The sequence below is a fragment of the Aquimarina algiphila genome (assembly GCF_007489275.1).
Taxonomy (GTDB): domain Bacteria; phylum Bacteroidota; class Bacteroidia; order Flavobacteriales; family Flavobacteriaceae; genus Aquimarina; species Aquimarina algiphila.
This window is the reverse complement of record NZ_VLNR01000026.1, coordinates 55,316-75,851: the sequence shown is the minus strand read 5'-3', so window position 1 is coordinate 75,851 and position 20,536 is coordinate 55,316. Positions and strand designations below refer to the sequence as shown.

The window sequence follows — 20,536 nt, the reverse complement described above, 5'->3', positions numbered from 1 at the left end:
CCTTTTAAAACCTTGAGTATTTTATCGTAATTTGCTTGAAAGTTGTGCATATGAATTATAGTGTCGTAACTACAATTTACTGCCTTTTAGCAGTTTGCGCAACTTTTTCTAAATGCACAACGGGTTAAGAAGACTTTTAAATGATCGAAAAGAAGTCATTAAATCTTATGATTATTTATCTGGTGCTGGATTTAATTTCGGCATTAGCACACATAAAATTGAAAGAGAGGGCAAACTATTGAGTTGTGTTTATGAATATGCACTGATGAATATAAAAGATGAGCAATTTTTAATTACAAAAACATAAGCCTGCATCATAATGAAAAATCAGAATATCATAGACTGTTATAAGTTAGATTTTATAAAGGATATCCCTGAAGAACTTGAATTAATAACAGATCACAGGAACGAACTTATAATTGAAAATCAAAAACTAAAAAAAGTAATCTGGGCGACAAGTCTAAGTGTTGTATGCTTACTTACCTATATCATCATTAAAAATTATGGAAAGAGACAGAAAGAATACCCTGAGGAACCCTTCAAAAAAGAGAATGCAACAGAATATAAATACCATTAAAAAACTTACTGAGGAAAGTGAACCTTTTTTTAAAAAACCTATTGTAAGAACGGTAACCAATACTATTGTGATCGGTGGAACTGTTTTTGGAATGTTATATCTCTCCAAATACTTTTTTAGTGCTACTGCAAAAATGATCCGATCTTTTAAAGAGGTAAGGGATGCTTGTAAAGAGTAGATACAATTAATATAATTTGACCCAAAAGATAAACCTATGAATCCAAACACCGTAAATAAATTATTGACTGAACCTCCTAAAACAGATAAGATTGGAACTGCTGTTAAAGTTATCCTTGGAGTGCTTCTTCTGGTTCGTATTGTAAAGACAAGTACAGATCTCTATTTCACTATTGAAGATCGTAATAGAGATAGAAGAATAGAAGATTTATAGTTTTTATATCCATTGTAATATATTTCAGGTAACATAATCATTAATAAAAATCAAATTTTATTAAAAGTCTTATATAAGGCAGTAAAAATATTTTGAAATCTTCTAATACTATATTTTCATCAATTTGTAAAATATAAAATATTGTCAAGTTATTGAGAGCAGTTCTAAAAATTATCTTTCTTTTTTCCTCAGTCACGAAAAATGAAACTAGTATGTTTTATTTTCGCACTATAAACATTATAGATTTTTAATTTAATGTAAAATATATCATGTATCATCCAGTTATTAACTGGTCTTTTATATTTTTACGATCTAAAACATAATTAGTGGCGAGTCAGGAGCTGAACTTTAATATTTTTAATATCATAATCTTAATTGGGATTTTTCAAGGTTTTGTATTTGGTTTTATTGTCTTTTTAAATAAAAATTACAGAATACCTTCTAATTATTTTTTAGTATTTACGGCATTAGCATTATCATTCAATAATTTACAATATTTGTTAATTGATATTGATCTGATTGAAAAGCTGTATTTTCAAGTCCCTTTTGAGTTTTTAATAATGCCTATGTTTTTCATATTTGTAAATATTTATTTACAAATAAAATCACTTAAAAGTATTCTTGTAGTAGTTTTTTCACCCTTTCTATTAAGTTTAATATTTAGAATAATTATAAAATTTAATGTAATCCTATTTTCTGATAAGAAGATTCAATTACTTTTGACTTCAGAAGAATATTTATCTTTATTTTTCTCAATTTTGATGATTATTTTAATTCTGTACAAAATTTTCAATTATGAAAAATCAAGAACAGAATTTAACTTATCCGATATTAAAGCAAAAACAAAATGGCTTAAACAAGCTTTAATTATTGGGGTACTCACTTGTATTTCATGGGTTTTTGTTATTAAAGATAATATTGCTAGGTTTGAAGAAGATCTTAGTACATATTACCCTTTATGGATTATCATTTCTGTTTTGGTATATTGGATAGTTTATAAAGGAATTATCGAAACAAGAATACTCAATCAAAGGTTTGATATAAGAACTCATACTATTAAATCGATACCAACTACTAAAAAACCTTTATCCGTAAATGATGATCTTTTTTTAGAAATTGAGAATACCATTGTAAATGAGAAACTATTCCTAAATCCGAATCTAAGTTTAGAACTTATAGCAGAAAAATTTGATATAAGTGTTAGCCATTTGTCAAGAGTGATTAATAAAAACTCCAATCATAGCTTTACTGATTTTATTAATCGATTACGAATTAATGAATCTAAGGAAATGCTCATCAACCCAGAATATAAAAATTATACGATTGAAGCAATCGGTTATGAATCAGGCTTTAATTCGAAATCTAATTTTTATACCGCATTCAAAAAAGAAACTCAAAAAACACCATCTGCTTATCGTTCTGGTAAATAAACCTTGTCCAGAATCTTGTTTTTGATAATATTTAGGACACTTAAACTCTTTCTTGATCATAATTTTGTGATAAGATTCATCTAATGATGATTTTTAACATTTCAAAAAACAAATAAAGGGAATTTCAATGAGTACGCTTATTAAACAGATTGAATTTATAGAATACTTAGATCAACTTATTCGGCTAAAAGCTACAGGAACTCCAGAAGCATTAGCCTATAGGTTGGGAGTTTCTAAAACTAAAGTATATCGTTTGATCAATATTATAAGGGAATTAAATGCTCCGATTGAATATGATTTCTCTATACAAAGTTATGTATATGAAACCGAAGTTAGTTTCAAATTTGGATTCTACACTAAAGGGAATACGATCAAAAAGCTAAATTCTTTTGTTGGGTAATGAGAACCAGAATAAAAACAAAAAATATTCAAGAAAATTTGCCTAGTGTCAAAAAATGAAACTGACACCGCTTATTATTGTATCAGGAAAACAATTTATAATCAAACATACATTAACATGAAAAAATGTATCACACTTTTACTTTTTCTATTTGTTAACATATTTTTATTTGGTCAACAAAACAAACTTGTGCCCCCAGAGCCTAATGTAGCTACTTTAGGTAAATATGCTATTCATCCTGTAAATAATTATACAGGAATTCCTAATATTAATGTACCCATTTATACTATTAAATCAGGAACTCTGGAGGTTCCCATAAGCTTAAGTTATCATTCTGGTGGGATACGATTAAATGAAGAGTCAGGACATGTTGGTTTAGGCTGGGCACTTAATGCCGGAGGTATTATTACCAGAGCTATCGAGCATAAAGATGATTTTGGATCATTTGGTTGGATGGGCAACAATAAACCTATCCCTGATCATCCGGTAGGAAATGACGGATATTATTATCCTCAAAACGGCAGCATTCTTTTTCCCAATAGTGATTGTGAATTTATGGTAAATGGGGTTTTGACAGAAGTCCCTAATACAATTCTTGGAACACAAGATAGAAACGATCTAGCACCAGATACTTTTCATTACAATTTTAATGGAATGACAGGTAGTTTTCTCCTCGACCAACAAGGCAATCCATTTATGCTAAAAAGAGAACCACTGAAGATTGAACTTTTCAAACACCCAACAAATCAAGGACTTAATACATTTAAGGTAACAACTTCAAATGGCGATGTCTACTTTTTTGAAAAGTCTCAATTTACCAGGTTTAATGATGCTGCTGATCAATATGTATCCTCCTGGTTTTTGACTAAAATTAAATCTGCAACAAATGATGAAATAGAATTTATATATACAAGTAGCGATACCAGGGTTAACCCACTTAGAGTATTCCATCAATCAATGACGGCTGATAATAAATATCAAAATTCTGCCGGATTATCACCATATACAGTTCCTGTACTACTATCTGAAATTCATTTTAATAATGGGAAAGTAGTATTTAATTATTCAGAAAAAAATGAACGGGAAGATATTAAAGGAGATTACTTTATCAAGAATATCAATGTCTTTTCAAAAAAGGGAAATACATTAAACCAAGTTAAAGAAGTTGATCTTTCATATTCCTATTTTGGTAAGAAATTCACCATTCCTAGCACTAATGCATTCTCAGTAGATCAAACGGGAGACTATGGCAAACTGGTAAAAAATGGATTTGTAGACCTGAATTTAAGATTAAAACTAGATGCCATTACCGAAAACAAAGAAAAAATACATTCTTTTGAATATCATAATGACCAAAATCCTGCAAATCATTCAATCCCCAACAAAACCTTTATGGGACAAGATTATTGGGGCCTGTATAATGGAAAAACTAACAGAGTATCTTTTATTCCCTCTGGGGCTAGTATCGATGCAGATAGAACACCACACCCTGACCATGCCAAATTATTTACACTAAAGAAAATAACCTATCCTACAAAAGGGTATACCATTTTTGATCATGAGCTGCATACCTTTAATGGTACTAGTTCGGTAATAGGTGGAGGCCAACCAACTTCAACTACTACAGTAACCAGAACCGCCTCCTCTAATGGTAATGGAGAATCTGTGGTAAAATTTACCAATACCGGAGCCTCATCTACACAAAATGTGGACATCAAAATACATCATGTCGTTTATGGTTATCCTTGTGTACAACCTAATTCTCCTGGTGACTTCCCCAGAAATATGCAATCATCAGAAATGTATGTAGAATTAACAAAACCTAATGGTGATGTTGTGTACTCTGATTTTGTGAACGGTCTGGATGTAAACGATCATTTCCAAGATTGTACATCAATAGTGGTTACCAAAAGTATATCAATGGGAATTTTTGCAGGGGGTGAATATACATTAAAAGCATATTTTGATGACCGTGACGGTACTTTATCAGGCGAAAGCTCTATAAGTGTTTCTTATAAAACTACAACACCTCCTGATGATACTATTAAATATTCAAAAGGAGGAGGATTACGTATTAAATCTATTGCTAATTACGATAGTGATGACAACCCCTTATTAAAACAAGAATTTAATTATCATTACAAAGAGGATACTGGTAAAAAATATTCTCACGGAAAATTAACCAGTTTTCCTAACTATAGGGTTGGAAGATCTGCAAGAATAATTATCACAGCTCCCGGTCAGGTTGGGTTTGCACCTCCAGTAATTGCCCAATCCAGTAGTACAAATAGTCTTTCTCAAGAGCAAGGCAGCTTTGTCACTTATGGACAAGTTGAACAATTCAATACAAATTCTAGTGGAAATACAAACGGAAAAACAGTAACGAAATATTATAATGAAAATAGTTACTATAACCCCTCTATCCAAATCACTAATACGGTAAAATCAAATGACTGGTATTTATTTCCGGTTATCAAAATACCGATCAATGGCCTTATGTATGAGCAGTCAGATTATAAAGCAAATAATGATAACTCTTTTACAAAGGTTAGAAAAGTAGAAAACAAATATAAGGTAAATGGTTATGATGCCGATACTTTTGATTTTAACGATACCTTTAGAAATCCTAACATGCTAATGGGAGGGATATATGAGCAAGAATGGTTAGAAATAATTACTGGCACTGGAACATCAAACTATTATGATTGTAAATTGCAAAGGTTTCAGTTTTATCCTCATTATTCTAATCTCATCCAACAAACTGTATCCAAACAAACCATTTTTGATAGCAATGGAGAAAATCCAATAGTTAATGAACAAAAGTTTTATTATGACAATGACGTTCATTTACAGCTTACCCGAACTGAAACTACTAATAGTAGTGGAAATATTTTCGAGACCAAAATTTACTATCCTGACGATATCACATCTAGCAATAGTTTAAGTGAAGGAGGAATTTTGTCCATAACAGAATATTCAGAGATAACGAAATTAAAGGGCAATAATTTACATCGTATTGCTCTACCCATCCAAACCGTTACTAAAAGAAATAATGAGATCATTTCTGTAGAACGTAATGTGTTTTCTACCTATGATGCTTTAGTCCTGCCAAGTCAAACAAAAATTGCAAAAGCGTTAGATAAAGTAAAACCTCGCATAACCTATCATTCTTACAACGAAAAAGGTCAACCTCTAGAAATTTCTATTGAAAATGGTCGATATACTTCATACATCTGGGGACACAACAAAGAATATCCCGTAGCAAAAATAGAAAATGCTACCTATACTCAAATTGCAGAAGCCTTGGGTATTACTGAAGCTGTCTTGAAAGGATATAATGAAACCAACCTTTCATTACTTAATGGATTACGAAATAATACAGCAATGCCTAATGTCATGGTCACAACTTATGTTTACGATCCATTAATTGGAGTGACCAGCATCACCAATCCTAAAGGATACACCATGTATTATGAATACGATACCCTTAACCGCTTAAAAGCAATAAAAGATGCTACAGGGAACTTAGTATCAGAGAATGTATATCACTATAAAGACTAAAACAAATGAAAACATATATATTTAAATACACATACATACTCCTTTTAGCAACATATTTATTAGCTTCTAAAGCAAATGCAGAATCTTGTGGTATTTCATTAAATTCTAATACTGTTACTATTTCTAACTCCAGTGGAGTACAATATATTCAATATAGCGCAACATGTTCTGGGCCTACTATAACGTTTATGGGTGTTCCTAATTGGTTATCGGTAACTACTGTTTCCAGTTCAATAAAAATAACCTACCAGTCGAACTCAAGTCAGTATAGAACTGCCACCATTACTGTTTTAGCCAATGGCAATACTTCCAATGGTTTTACTGTCAAACAAGGTACTCCGCCTCCACCGCCACCTCCTTGTTCTATAATTAAAGAAATTGGGAATCATGATTTTACTACTGCAACTGCTTCATATAAAGATTTTCCTTTCAGGTATTCTAATTGTGTTAGTACACCTACAGCATATCAATTTACCAATACCTCTGGTGGTGCGCTTCCTGCATGGATAAGTGTATCTAAAATTGGTAATGCATTTAGAGCTACCGTGACCAACAATAATTCATCAGTTAATCGTGAAGTAGTCATACGGGCAATTTCTGTAATTGGTCCTTCAGTGAGTACCACTTTTCGAGTAACACAATCTTGCATACGGACATGGTATAAGGATAAAGATAGGGATGGTTATGCTAGTTTAAAGGTCAATAGTTGTTCTAGACCAGGAAATGATTATTTCGCATATGCTATACCTTTAGGAGATTGTAATGATGATAATGAATTATTACACCCTAATACAGTATGGTATGCCAATAATGATGGGGATAATTATGCAGCAACAACAGTAACACAATGTGATAATCCTGGACCAGGGTATGTATTAACGGTTTTACCTTTGGGTGACTGCGATGATAATAATGAACTCATACATCCTGATACCATTTGGTATATTGATACAGATAATGATCAATTTGGTGAAACTGGCACAACATTGACACAATGTGATCGCCCTACGGGTTATGTATTAGATAATAACGATAAATGTCCTGATGAATCTGGTCCAAATCAAGGGTGTATATTCACAAACGATAATTATATTTTTACACGGGTTTATCAAGAAGAGATGACTTCTTCAGTCCTTATACAAAATGCCAATGATGTAATAGAAAGTATTACTTATTATGATGGAATAGGCAGGCCGAAACAGCAAATCGCAATCAAAGGATCTCCAAATGAAAAGGATATTGTTACTCATATAGAATACGACCCTTATGGTAGGGAAACTAAACAATATTTACCCTATGAAGCTAATAGTGCTTCTGGTGGGTTAAAATCTGTTGATATCAATAACACCATAAATACGTACTACCAAAATACATATTCAGAAGATTTTACTGGAGTTGCTCTTGCAGATGTAAACGCCTATTCAGAAAGTGTCTTTGAGGCTTCTCCATTAAACAGGGTCACAGAACAAGGCGCCCCAGGAAAAGCATGGAAAGCTGATCCCAACAGTGATACCGATCATACGATCAAATTTGACTGGGGTACCAATGTGACTAATGATATTATTTATTTTGATGTAGTTTTTGATAATAACAATACCGAAAAACCACAATTGGTAAAAAACAATTATTATAATCCTAATGAACTTCATGTCACTATCACTAAAGATGAAAACTGGAGCCCAGCAGATGGAAATCTACATACCACAAAAGAGTATAAAGATAAACAAGGTAGAATGATTTTAAAAAGAACCTATGCTTCCACAGGTTCATCGAGCTCAGAGGCGCATGATATCTATTATGTTTATGATCGTTTTGGGAATCTAACTTATGTAATTCCTCCCGAAGTAAAGTTGAGTGCAACAGATGGAGTATCTGACACAGAACTTGCGGAACTGTGCTATCAATATAAATATGATCGCAGAAACCGATTGATAGAAAAGAAAATCCCGGGAAAAGGAAAGGAATATATCATCTATAATACACTAGATCAGCCAGTATTGACACAAGATGCATTATTAAAACAAAGCAACCAATGGTTGTTTACCAAATATGATGCTTTTGGAAGAGTCACCTATACAGGTCTTATTGAAAATGGAAGTACAGTAGCTTTGTTACGAAATAAAGTGAATTCATCTACCTATAAACCCTATGAAATCAAAACCACAAGCCCGATTACTATTGCAGGAACACCAGTATATTATACCAATGATATGTACCCGGTAAGAATGTCTAGAATTCTTACCATCAATTATTATGATAATTACACTTTTGATATCGATGGATTAACAAGTCCCACAACTGTATATGGAGAAACCATAGATACAAATACCAAATCTTTATCTACAGGAAGTAAAGTACGGGTATTGGATACTAATGATTGGATTACTACAGTGACGTATTATGATGATAAGTCAAGACCTATTTATGTAGCCAGTAAAAATGACTACCTTAATACAACAGATATCATAGAAAGCAAACTGGATTTTGTGGGTAAAGTAGAAGAAACAAAAACCACACATACCAAAGGCAGCAATGCAGCCATTGTAACCATTGACAAATTTGAGTATGACCATATGGGGAGACTACTAACTCAAACCCAACAGATCAACACTCAAGATACTGAGCAGATTGTGAGTAATACTTATGATGCCCTTGGGCAACTCAAACAAAAGGATGTGGGAGGCGTTGCGAACGCCAGTGAAGCAACCTCCCCACTACAACAAGTAAACTACACCTACAACATACGGGGGTGGCTTACAGGAATTAATGATGTAAACACTCTAGGAAATGACCTGTTTTCTTTTAGAATTCGCTACAATGATGTAGCTACTGCGTATCAGGATAAAGCTCTGTACAATGGAAATATCAGTCAAACCTATTGGCGTACAGCCAATCAAGATAATAGCATAAAGGCCTACACCTATTCTTATGATGCCTTAAATAGGATTACAAATGGTATAAGCAATGATGGAAATTATAACTTATCCAATGTGTCCTATGATAAAATGGGGAATATCCTATCCTTAAACCGCACAGGACATCTTAATGAAGCTGCAACTACTTTTGGAGTGATGGATAATTTAGGATATACCTATGATGCAGGTAATAAACTTCTAAAAGTTACAGATACAGGAAATACCACCTTTGGATTTAAAGAAGGTACTAATACCAATGATGATTTTACTTATGATGACAATGGTAACATGATCACTGACCAAAACAAAGGCATCACAGGGATTACCTATAATCATTTGAACCTACCCAAAACAGTTTCCATATCCAACGCGCAAGGAACAGGAAATATTAGCTATATTTATGATGCTATAGGTATAAAATTAAAAAAGATTGTTACAGAAGGAACTTCTTCAATAGAAACTGAATATACAGGGAACCATGTCTATAAAAATGGAGGTTTAGAGTTCTTTAATCATACCGAAGGCATAGTGGAAAAAGAAGATGATGGATATAAATATATCTATCAATATAAAGACCATTTGGGTAACATAAGGCTATCATATAAGGATTCTAATAAAAATGGAACAATCACCCAAGATGAAATTGTAGAAGAAAAGAACTATTACCCCTTTGGCCTTGCTCATAAAGGGTATAATAACACAATTAATGGCAGGAAACATAATTATGGGTTTATCAGCAAAGAGGAGAATGATGAAGTTAGTTTGGAATGGCTTGATTTTGGAGCCAGAAATTATGACGCATCCATAGGAAAGTGGATGAATATTGATCCTTTAGCAGATAAATACCATCAATTATCTCCATATAATTATTCAGCCAATACGCCATTATTTGCATATGATCCAGATGGTAAGGATATAGTTTTCGTACTTGATAGAGAAGCTGCACAAGAATATGGCCATGTAGCAGTATTAATTGGGGATGAGAAAAATGGTTGGACTTATTATTCAATTAATGGTACTGAAGGAGGTTCTAAACCTATAGGTTTTAGTGCAAATGCTGATACTGGGACTTCCTTGGTAGATGAAAATGGTGAAAACGTTTTAGATTTGGGTAAAGCAATAATTGCCGCAAATGATATAAATCCTGATGAACCACATTCCTATGATGAATATAAGAGGATAGATTCAAGTACTGAAGAAGATAAAAATGTTAAAAAAGAAACGAAAGATATAACTGAAAAGACATGGCTATATTCAATAGCAGGACCTGGAAAATCATGTATTGACGCTTGTCAAAAGGCTTTTAAGAGTTTAGTTGATCAAAGAGATCTAGATGCACAATGGTGGAAGGTCTTTAAAGATGATATATCTGGTGAAGAAGATTTAATACCTAAAAACTGGTTTGATAAACTAGAAAAACGAATTAAATCGGTTAATAACAATAAGAGAGAAAAATCAAAATCATCACTATTAAAAATTACAGAAAAAGGTAAAGTTAAATAAAGATAAAAGTAATCTTATGAGAAAATTTAGAAGTATAATTATTGTTTCAATAATCATTTTAATTGTTGCAATAATCGGTTTAGGGTATTTTAATTCTTATATCGGATATCATGGATATAATAAAGATACTTATAGAAGGTTTTCAGAAACTATTAAGGAATCAAAAGAAAGAAAAGTTTTCATAAAGAAACTGAATTATAATACAAAAGCAGATAATGTAGAAATTCTAGATGTATTTATTGAGAAAGGATACCGTTGGGGAAATTCATCTGATGAAACTGCAAAATTAGAACAAGATGATTCGCTAGCAAGAAATACTCCAGAGCTTCCATTTCAAGTAGTAGTTTCATTCAAAAAAGATCAAAAAAATGGAAAATTATCCGTTTTTTCAGGAGGAGAATACAACAAGTATAGTCCGTTTATCCCTATAGATAGTGATATTTTAAAAGATACTGTGAGTTTTAATCTTATTTTAGAGAATAAACATGTGGGGAAAGTAAAAGCATGGGGGAATATGAATTGACCTTAGAATCTACAAGTTATTCCATATTATTCTGATAATCTTATTTATAATATCTAAATGTGATTTTCATTGTTATTATCCAATAAAAAGAAAAATTGGAATGTTAGAATTTTCAATAAAACAAACCTTTAATAAGAGTGAATAAAATTACATTTCTTTTAATTTTTGGAACCTTGCAGTGTTTGGTTGCTCAAGTAAAGATATCTCCAGATGGAATATTAAGAACTTCACAAACCCATACTTTTCAGAGAATGGGATATCAAAATGTTTTATCAAATGTAAATTATCCTTCACAAAACTATGATGTAACTCAACGACAAAATGAAGTAATCATAGCAGAAGTAAGGATTAGACAAAAGCAAGAAGAAAAGTATAGAAAACGATTACAAATATTACTAGATGAGGCAGTAAATGAGTTTTCACCTATTTATTACTTGCCCTCAAATATAAGTAAGCAAGGAGCTTCCTATTATCAAAAAGCTTTTCAAAATCTAAAACAAATGTCCAATAATTCTTTTTCAGTGAGAGAAGCTGTTTTTACCGTTGAAAATGCGTTCTATGAAAACGAAGAGGACTATCTCGAATTTGAAAAGGTTGTAAAACAAACAGGTGATTTTCTAAGGCAGAAGATGACTGAATTAGGTTATGATTCTAATAGTAATCTTGCTAAGAATTTTACGCTTTTTCAGTTTTTTACGGATACTTTAGAAATTAAATCTAAAAATTTAAAACACCTACCTCTAGAATATGATTTTGAGGATTTTTGGGGACGAGACGATCACTCCAAGATATTTGTTAAAAAACTCTTAAGTACAGGAAAAGGACAATGTCATTCATTACCATTGTTTTATATGATTCTTGCAGAAGAAATAGATGCAGATGTGTATTTAACTTTTTCACCAAATCATTCGTATATCAAATTTCAGGATAATCATAAGAAAAAATGGTATAACGTAGAACTTACCAATCAAACATTAACCACTGATGCATTTGTATTACAATCAGGATATGTAAAGGCAGAAGCAATACAACAAGGAATTTATATAAACCCATTAACCAAGTCCCAATTAAAAGCAAATATGATCGTAGACTTGGCAAGTGGTTATATTTATAAATATGGTTATGATGAATTTGTTAGTGAAATGATTCATGAAGCTTTACAAATTGATCCCAAAAGTATAACTGGACATCTTATAAAATCTAATTATAATAACTATAAAGTTAAATATGTATTCAACAAACTGGGAATCACAAAAAACAATTTTGAAAATGAGATAAAAAAGCACCCTGCTGCTATAGAGCTTCTTAAAAAAATGATTAATCAGCATAAAACCATTGCTGCATTGGGCTATCAGGAAATGCCAGAGGAAGCTTATCAAAAATGGCTTACTTCAATTGATAAGCAAGGAAATAAGCAACAGCAAAAACAACTAAAATTAAAACTAAATACACCAATTAAGCAATAATGAAGCAAACTCTAATATTGATAATTGCACTATTCCTTAGTATGAATGTACTTTCTCAAGACAGGAAACAGCTATATAATGATGCACTAGAGGAATTACATTGCATGTTAAAGGGTTCTTGTAAAATCAGTTTTAAAAAGGCAGTTATGCAAGTTGAGAACGCTTATCTCTATGGAACACTAGACACTATTGCCTTTAATCAAGATATAAAAATTTTATCAAGCCTGGCAAAGACACTTGTAAAAAGTAAATTTCTAAAATATAAAGAAAGAGATAGTATAAAGATTAAAAAATATGCGGCATTGTTTTCTGTGTTAAATGATACAATACCAATTATCTTGTCTGATGGAGAGGACTATAATTATGTACCTTATAGGTATGATTTTGAAGACATTTGGGGAGTTAAAAGTTGGAAAAATATGTTTGTCTCTAAATTACTAGAAACTGGAAAAGGAAATTGCCATTCTCTTCCCTACCTATATAAAATACTAGCTGAAGAATTGGGTGTTGATGCGTACTTAGCTCTTGCACCAAACCATGTATATATAAAACACCAAAATATTAAGGATGGTTGGTATAATACAGAACTTACCAGTGGGATTTTCCCAATTGACGCATGGCTTATGGCATCAGGTTATATTCATTTAGATGCGATTAGAAATAAGCTGTATATGGAAGCATTAGATGACAAACAGAGTATTGCCATGTGTGTAATTGATCTGGCTGAAGGATATAACAGAGCTTTCCCTGCCAATAATGAAGAGTTTGCTCTAAAAGCAAGTGAGATTGCATTAGAATATTATCCTCATTATATAAATGCAAGAATACTTAGAGCTGAAACTAAAAAGAAAATTTTTGAAAGAAATGTGGATGATAAGTTTGGCGAATTTACAAAGGAAGTTTATAAAGATGAACTCTTTAAAAATATGTTTTTAGAAATTCAAAATGAATATGCAATGATTCACCATTCGGGTTATCGCAGAATGCCAGAAGAAATGTATTTGAATTGGCTTACTTCTTTAAAAGAAGAACGAAAAAAATATGAAAATAAAAAAATCACAAATCATAATTAATCAATCAACAAGCATGAAAAGGATTTATCTCTTTTTGATTTTTATATGGATAGCTACTATTGCTAAAGCACAAGAAAATCCATTTGAAAAATTTGGATACAAACCCAAGATCAGTTCCTTAAGTAAAGGTAAATATATTGAAAGTTTTGACAATGATAGTATTGTACAAATAGGTAGTGTATTATTTAATACATATACCAATACAATAGATGGTTTTGTAAAAACTGACACCCTATATTCTGAAGCAAATCTAGACCCTACCATTATGAGTAGATGGATGAATCCTGATCCACTGGCAGAAGAAATGAACTCTTGGAGCCCTTATAATTTTTCATTTAATAATCCAATTTATTTTATTGATCCCGATGGAAGGATGCCAATCCCTACTGATGTCATAACTAAGGTATCTAATGTAAGAGGGGATAACAACTATGTGTCACGAGATGTTAATATTACGATTACATTAACAGTTGTTAATTCTTCAGGAACGGATTTATCGAACACTATGTTTTCAGAATCCTCAGGAAATGTTTCACTAAATAATTTTAAAGGTCTTGCACAAAAGCATAACAGTGCATTAAAAGTTACTAATCAGGATGTTATTAAAAGTGTGACAATTGATTATCAGGTTGTAAACTCTATTGATGATATTAAAGAAAATGATCATGTACTACTTCTTGCAAGCAATATACCACAAGGAGATAGAAAAGATAATGTTGACCCATCAGGTATAGGTAGTCATGAAGGGAGAATTAGTGCTATTGAAACAGGTACTATAAAAAGTGGAGATTTTAATAATGTTGTAGCACATGAGTTAGGCCATAATTTAGGATTAGAAGATAAGTCGGGAGGGATAATGAGTTTAGGATATGTTGCAGGAGCATCAAACAAGTTAAATAATAAACAAAGAGGAAGTATTGTGGCTGGACAAGTAACTCCAAGAGCTGGAGAAGGTACATATAAAGATTCTAATGATAATGTACTATATAATTCATCAATCCAATCTCAAGTCAAAGACTTTGCTAAAAACAACCAAATAGAATATTAAGATGAGAAACTACTTTAAATACATGCTGTTTTTTGGAATAATTTTAATTCAAAGTTGCAATACAAAAGAATCTATAAGTGACGAAGAAATGAAAAAGATGGATTTAAAAACTTTTTCTATGATGGTGCCCAAATCATGGGAAAATAAAATTTTTAAGGGAATTGATTACTCTACAGAATATATATTGATAGAGAATAAAGATACAATTCATATTGACTATGGAAAATTTAAGGAGGGATTTGATGATGTAATAAATGTTTTTTCTTTTGAACAAAGGAAAAAATATGATTCACTTGGTTTAGATACTACTAATTTGGTTTTCTCTAAAACACCTGATATCGACGCAGCACAAGGGACTTTTTTAGATGAGTATTATTTCTACGACACCGTAGATAATCTTTCTGTTAAGATTAGAATTCCCAAAAGAACAGGAATGGGTTATACAGGAGTAATTTTTGACAGTATTAACACCAATGGTGAAAGACTAAAAATTTATGCTAGGAATTTAGATGAAATAACTCAATCTAAGCTAATAAAAGCATTTAAAACTATAGTTGTAAAATAAATGATAGAGACTCCGACAATGAAAAAACTCTTTTTACTTTGTGCAATGTTTTTTGTTGTACTTATAGTATCGGCACAAAACCCTTTTGAAGAGTTTGGTTATAAACCAAAAATAAGTTCTTTAAGCAAAGGAAAGTATGTTGAGTATTTTGATAATGATAGTATTGTACAAATAGGTAGCATATTATTTAATACATATACCAATAGAATAGATGGTTTTGTAAAGACAGACACACTATATTCTGAAGCTAATCTCGATCCTACTATTATGAGTAGATGGATGAATCCTGATCCACTAGCAGATGAGTTTTCTGATAAATCACCATATAACTTTTCTAATAATAACCCCATTAGGTTTGTTGACCCTACAGGTTTGGCTCCTGAGGATTGGGTAAAAGGAGAAAATGGAGATATTTACTGGGATGCTAGCGCTAACTCTCAAGCAACAACAAAGGAAGGAGAAACCTATTTAGGAAAGAGTTTAACTTTTACATTTAATAGTTATATTGATAGCTCATTATGGGATGGTCCAGGAGGCGATACTTTTGCTGGGGATAAACTAACATCTACAATTCAGATAACAGGAAATGAAAATAGTGATGGAGAACTTACAGGTATTACAGCAACTAAAGAAGTTGAAATAGGAACAACCCCAGTTGGTAAAGCAAGAGATCATTTCCCTGATTTGGGAGAAGATCAAAATAGTTTTACATATAGTCAATCGAAAAATTCTAATGGAACTCTATCATCTTATACTTTAAATTTTGAGCAACATTCAAGCGTTTCCAAAATAGAAGAAATTGGTTTAAATATAATGGGATTCGATATTGTCAATGTTGCACAACAGACAACTTTTAATGTAAAAAATAATAAACTATCAGTTTCTGCCGCAACTGATGTTTTTCCTTCAGCAACTCTTTCAGTGAATGGATCACAACTTTTTAAATATAATCAACCTTCATTTCCTGCTACACATGGTAGATCAGTAAAGACAACAACCGGAGATAATGGAAGAGGTGGAAGTACTACTAGAGAAATTGCCAAAAATAGACCGGCACCTAAATTTTATAAACGACATTAAGCTATGAAGCAATCTAAGTTTATATCCATAATATTCTATCTTTTTATAAAATACATCATATTCTTTATATTCCTAATGATAAAGGATAATAATACCAAACTATTACGATTTGATAGTCTTGAAAATACTGGAGATTGGTTTTATCATCTATGGGTTATATTATTTTTACCTGTTATTTCAGTTATTATATTTTCAATACCATTATATTTTGCATTTAAAACAAATAAGGTAATTAATTTCTTATTGATTACGGTAGGAGTATTACTTGCTGACTACTTCATATATGTATTTTTCACATCAGACAAGCATATTGACTTGAATGGAGTTTATAATATGCTAATAAGTACTTTACTATTGTTTATTTTCTTTCAGAAAAGTATCATTTTACTATTTAAAAAATAAGCTATTTTGAGTATTGTTTTTCCATGCAAAATTTACATTTAGCATCTTAATTTTATTGTTTTTTATATACCCCCTAGCCTTTTTGAAAAAATGCCTTTCATTATAACACAAAAGTCAAACTTTTCAGCTTAAAATTACTATTTAAGAAGATTTTCAATACTAAAAGTGAAGTATTGGATAATCTGTCCTATATTTTGATTTACACAATATCCTGAACTCAAATTTTAAACTGTTATTCTATGTTTGATTTAGAAAAACATATTTGGTAAAAATTACAAATGAAAAATGATCCTCAATTATTATATAAAGTAATGAGACACTTTGTGGGAATGCAGAAAATAGAAGTATTTGATTTTTTGCAAAAAATAGAGGTATTGTTATTGCAAGCCTCTAGCCCGTTAACCAAAACAAGCATTCGTGATATCATGAATAAGAATATAAAACCAGATAATGTAACAGTACATTTCACCATATTATCGAATGGTAATTTATGTTATTGTATAGGTTCAAATGATTGGTTAGAGATCTATAAAGAGCAGAAAACAGGTATCGGTAAACTCTGTATATTCAATGCTTATTATTTTAAAATCAAAAACCCTTTTTCAGAAATTAAAAGATTGACTGCTGATAATTTATTAGAAAGTTTTAAAAATACCAAAGAAGAAATTGAAATAATCGATTTTCTAAGGAAACACAGAATTACAAAAAAAGAAAAATTCATTGAAAAATTATTGCTTTTAGATGTACTGAATAAAAATTCAAAAGGAATTAAAAATTAAAATAATGGAAAACAAAATAGAAAACAAAGTAATCGCCGAACCCTCTGATATTCTAAATAGAATTGTATATGGCGACATGAACCCGTTAAGTTTACAAGAGAAAAAAGATCTTCATTATGCACTTTCTGGCTTTATACAAGATGCTCAAAATTATGGTGTAGGTATAGATATCGAGTCAATAGAAAGACTGGATCAAACTAAAGCACGCTTTCTTTCATACGAAGAACTTTTAAATTCCACTCTTATCAATGCCAAAAATGAAATTCGAGAAAAGGTAACTTTATGCAATGATACCGTTTCAGAAATTAAAAATATCATCAAAATATATCAATTAAAATTTACAGACGCTATTAATAGTATTGAGACTTTATATCTTTTTACTGAAAATAGAAATGCCATTTATAGTATTTCTAACGAAAAATCTTCCCAAGATATTCTTAAGGCTACACTTAACGCACTTGGCAAATTGCTTTGTTTTATAGAAAAGGAATATAGTACATATATAGATAATAAACTTTCAATCCCTAGGCAATTATTAATATGGTTCGCAGAGGATAATAAAAATTTGATTACAGAATTAACAAAAAAAGTTGATACGTTAAAACTCCCATATCATCTTGATATTATTCTAACCAAAACATTAGAAGAACCTCTTTATCTATATCAAAAAGAAACTACATATGAAGAGAAAGAGTATTTTATAAAATTTTTAAATATGGTGTCCGAGCTTATAGAGAATATAAAGATCACTACTCATCAATACTGTATTTTCTTAATTAGTATGGAAATTTACCCTTCACTGTCATTTTCATTTATAACCAATTTTATTAATGATACTATTAATACTTCACAAAATAATCAGGATAAAATTGATATACTATCTAATTACCAAAAGGAATTAGAAACAATCCCCAGAATTACAAGTTTCAGCTCTTATGCAAATGGCGAACCTATGTTAAAAGAGCAATTAAAAGAATGGATCCAAAATAAAGTGGAATCAATACCGGAAAAATAAAGCAAATGTATATTAACTTATAGAAATATATAGTACTTTAGTTATTATAAACATTTTAGGCAAGACGGCCACTACAAGCCGTGCAAAATATAAACCGCTGTGCTGACCGACGCTACAATTGGATGTATGGTTACTTAATGAATAATGCTTAATTTCAAAAAAGATGAGAAACTCATCGAATTAAAAGAAGTATGTAAAAAACTAAAATTTAAAGATCTACGCACGGTCATCAAATGGTGCAAAAAAATGAATATCCCGATTATTCTTCGAGGAAAACAAAAATTAACATATAGATTTCTTGTTGACGTAGAATTAGATAAAGGGATTGTAAAGTTTTTAAAATCTGAATATCCAGAATCTTGGACAAAAATGTATCAGCTTTATCTTGACAATGACACCCTTGGGTTTGCTTTAGCATCTATGGAAAATAGTGCTTAAAAAATTATTTCGATACTAAATAAATAATTAGATCTTAATTAAATCTTGGATAACTAAAAACAGATGATGTTTATTAAAAGTTTAAAATCTTTTCTAAAGCATCATCTGTATCTTTATGTATAAAATTACCTTGATACCCAATAGTTGTGCTTAAATGTGTATGCCGATACAATTTTTGTAACATTTGTGGTGACACTTTATCCCCTGCTATATTACCAAAACTATGACGAGCAATATGATTGGTTAATTTTTTATCAATTTCGGCTAATTCTGCTATATCTGTAAGGTTATTATTAAACTTTTTTGTGGCAGTTTTTACTTTAGCATAAACATCTCTTGCGTTTTTAGGGTCTGCTTTTTTAAGTTCAGGAAAAATATAATCGATTGATTTATCTCTATCCTTTTTATAGTAGCTTAAAATATCAATTACTTTTTCTGGTAATTTAATCGAAACAACTTTATTATTCTTTCCCATTTTATAATACAATCTATCTTGTTTTATATCAGTCCATTTCATTTTCAAAATATCAGCAATGCGTATCCCTGCAAGGTAAAATGAAAAAAGAAATATATTTCTTGTATGAGCAATTGTTGTTCCTTCCTTTAACTCTAAGTCTTCTATTCTTCTCAACTCTAATTCATCTAACCCTATTTTCATAGTTTCTGGAAGTTTTATTCTAATTTTATCAGTCCCGAACGGATAAAATTTCCTATCAACTATTCCCATTTTTATCGCTCGATTATAAAGTAATCGAATCAATATTAAAATATTCATTATCGACCTTTCGCTTACTTTTCCTTTGGCTTGAAGGTAGTATTTAAATTTATTCAATAAGGTTTCATCGATATCACTAAAAGCCAAGTTTTTGTTACCTACAAACTCAAGGAAATTATTAATTTTACTATTGTCAGAAATAGCTCTGTTATGCTTTTTAACTATTCTTAAATTCGTAACATGCTCTTCTGCCAACTGAAAAAAAGTTTCGCCTACTTTAGCCCCTTTTATTTCATCAATAACCTGTCTTGCAGTATATGTTTTTTTAGAAGATTCATATTCCAATATAAGATCTTCTATAGCATCATACTTCTTCCTAATAAGCCTGTTCAACTGACTATATTTTGGATTTTTAGTAGTTACCTTTCTTGCCTGATTGTCCCATTCATTTAAACTACTAAGAGTAGCCAGATATAAATAATTCTGTTTACGATCTTTCGTAACTCTAATTGCTATTCTATATAGCTTACCTCCAGAGCCATCACTTTTAGGATGTAACAGTACTTTAATTGTTGCCATAATGTGATTATTGAGTTCAAATATAATGAATAAACCCATTCAAAAGGTCATACATAGGTCATACATTTCATGTTTT

Annotated in this window: 18 protein-coding genes; 17 read left to right on the top strand and 1 reads right to left on the bottom strand. The window is 30.9% G+C overall.

Going from position 1 to position 20,536, the window contains the following annotated elements; genetic code table 11:
* The first annotated feature begins 112 nt into the window (after positions 1–112).
* From FOF46_RS13830 to FOF46_RS13755, 17 genes are all read left to right on the top strand, one after another.
* Positions 113–307 carry a hypothetical protein gene (locus FOF46_RS13830; protein ID WP_143916836.1) on the top strand — a complete coding sequence of 65 codons (195 nt, stop codon included), beginning with the start codon at positions 113–115 and terminating at the stop codon, positions 305–307.
* A 12-nt stretch (positions 308–319) separates the two neighbouring features.
* Entirely contained in the window at positions 320–577 is a 258-nt protein-coding gene (locus tag FOF46_RS13825; RefSeq protein WP_143916835.1) for a hypothetical protein, read from the top strand.
* A complete protein-coding gene (locus tag FOF46_RS13820) occupies positions 552–755 on the top strand; it encodes a hypothetical protein (RefSeq protein ID WP_143916834.1) in 204 nt (67 codons plus the stop codon). Before FOF46_RS13825 ends, FOF46_RS13820 begins: the two co-directional genes overlap by 26 nt.
* A gap of 36 nt (positions 756–791) precedes the next feature.
* Positions 792–968 (top strand): hypothetical protein, encoded by a 177-nt coding sequence (locus FOF46_RS31565; protein ID WP_167571836.1) that lies wholly within the window; start codon positions 792–794, stop codon positions 966–968.
* A gap of 761 nt (positions 969–1,729) precedes the next feature.
* Positions 1,730–2,398: a helix-turn-helix domain-containing protein gene (locus FOF46_RS31560; protein WP_167571834.1), complete on the top strand. Its 669-nt coding sequence runs from the start codon at positions 1,730–1,732 to the stop codon at positions 2,396–2,398.
* A gap of 127 nt (positions 2,399–2,525) precedes the next feature.
* On the top strand, positions 2,526–2,798 hold the full coding sequence (locus tag FOF46_RS13810) for an HTH domain-containing protein (protein ID WP_143916832.1): 273 nt from the start codon (positions 2,526–2,528) through the stop codon (positions 2,796–2,798).
* A gap of 117 nt (positions 2,799–2,915) precedes the next feature.
* Complete coding sequence (locus FOF46_RS13805) at positions 2,916–6,359, top strand: RHS repeat domain-containing protein (RefSeq protein ID WP_143916831.1); 3,444 nt, start codon at positions 2,916–2,918, stop codon at positions 6,357–6,359.
* A gap of 5 nt (positions 6,360–6,364) precedes the next feature.
* The gene (locus FOF46_RS13800) at positions 6,365–10,777 is read left to right on the top strand and encodes a DUF6443 domain-containing protein (RefSeq protein WP_143916830.1); all 4,413 of its coding nucleotides are present in this window, start codon (positions 6,365–6,367) and stop codon (positions 10,775–10,777) included.
* Positions 10,778–10,793: 16 nt separating this feature from the next.
* Positions 10,794–11,300, top strand: coding sequence for a hypothetical protein (locus FOF46_RS13795; protein ID WP_143916829.1), 507 nt, complete (start codon positions 10,794–10,796; stop codon positions 11,298–11,300).
* 137 nt (positions 11,301–11,437) lie between these two features.
* Positions 11,438–12,766 (top strand): hypothetical protein, encoded by a 1,329-nt coding sequence (locus FOF46_RS13790; protein ID WP_143916828.1) that lies wholly within the window; start codon positions 11,438–11,440, stop codon positions 12,764–12,766.
* A complete protein-coding gene (locus tag FOF46_RS13785) occupies positions 12,766–13,839 on the top strand; it encodes a hypothetical protein (RefSeq protein WP_143916827.1) in 1,074 nt (357 codons plus the stop codon). Before FOF46_RS13790 ends, FOF46_RS13785 begins: the two co-directional genes overlap by 1 nt.
* Positions 13,840–13,852: 13 nt before the next feature.
* Positions 13,853–14,887: a hypothetical protein gene (locus tag FOF46_RS13780; RefSeq protein WP_143916826.1), complete on the top strand. Its 1,035-nt coding sequence runs from the start codon at positions 13,853–13,855 to the stop codon at positions 14,885–14,887.
* Position 14,888: 1 nt separating this feature from the next.
* Entirely contained in the window at positions 14,889–15,452 is a 564-nt protein-coding gene (locus tag FOF46_RS13775) for a hypothetical protein (RefSeq protein ID WP_143916825.1), read from the top strand.
* An 18-nt stretch (positions 15,453–15,470) separates the two neighbouring features.
* Positions 15,471–16,532 carry an RHS repeat-associated core domain-containing protein gene (locus tag FOF46_RS13770; protein ID WP_143916824.1) on the top strand — a complete coding sequence of 354 codons (1,062 nt, stop codon included), beginning with the start codon at positions 15,471–15,473 and terminating at the stop codon, positions 16,530–16,532.
* 680 nt (positions 16,533–17,212) lie between these two features.
* Positions 17,213–17,713 (top strand): hypothetical protein, encoded by a 501-nt coding sequence (locus FOF46_RS13765; protein WP_143916823.1) that lies wholly within the window; start codon positions 17,213–17,215, stop codon positions 17,711–17,713.
* Positions 17,714–17,717: 4 nt separating this feature from the next.
* Positions 17,718–18,728, top strand: coding sequence for a hypothetical protein (locus FOF46_RS13760; protein ID WP_143916822.1), 1,011 nt, complete (start codon positions 17,718–17,720; stop codon positions 18,726–18,728).
* 144 nt (positions 18,729–18,872) lie between these two features.
* Positions 18,873–19,166, top strand: coding sequence for a hypothetical protein (locus tag FOF46_RS13755; protein WP_143916821.1), 294 nt, complete (start codon positions 18,873–18,875; stop codon positions 19,164–19,166).
* A gap of 73 nt (positions 19,167–19,239) precedes the next feature.
* Here the strand turns inward: FOF46_RS13755 and FOF46_RS13750 are convergent, their stop codons facing one another.
* Positions 19,240–20,460, bottom strand: a complete 1,221-nt coding sequence (locus tag FOF46_RS13750) for a site-specific integrase (RefSeq protein ID WP_143916820.1) — start codon at positions 20,458–20,460, stop codon at positions 19,240–19,242.
* Positions 20,461–20,536 lie beyond the last annotated feature (76 nt).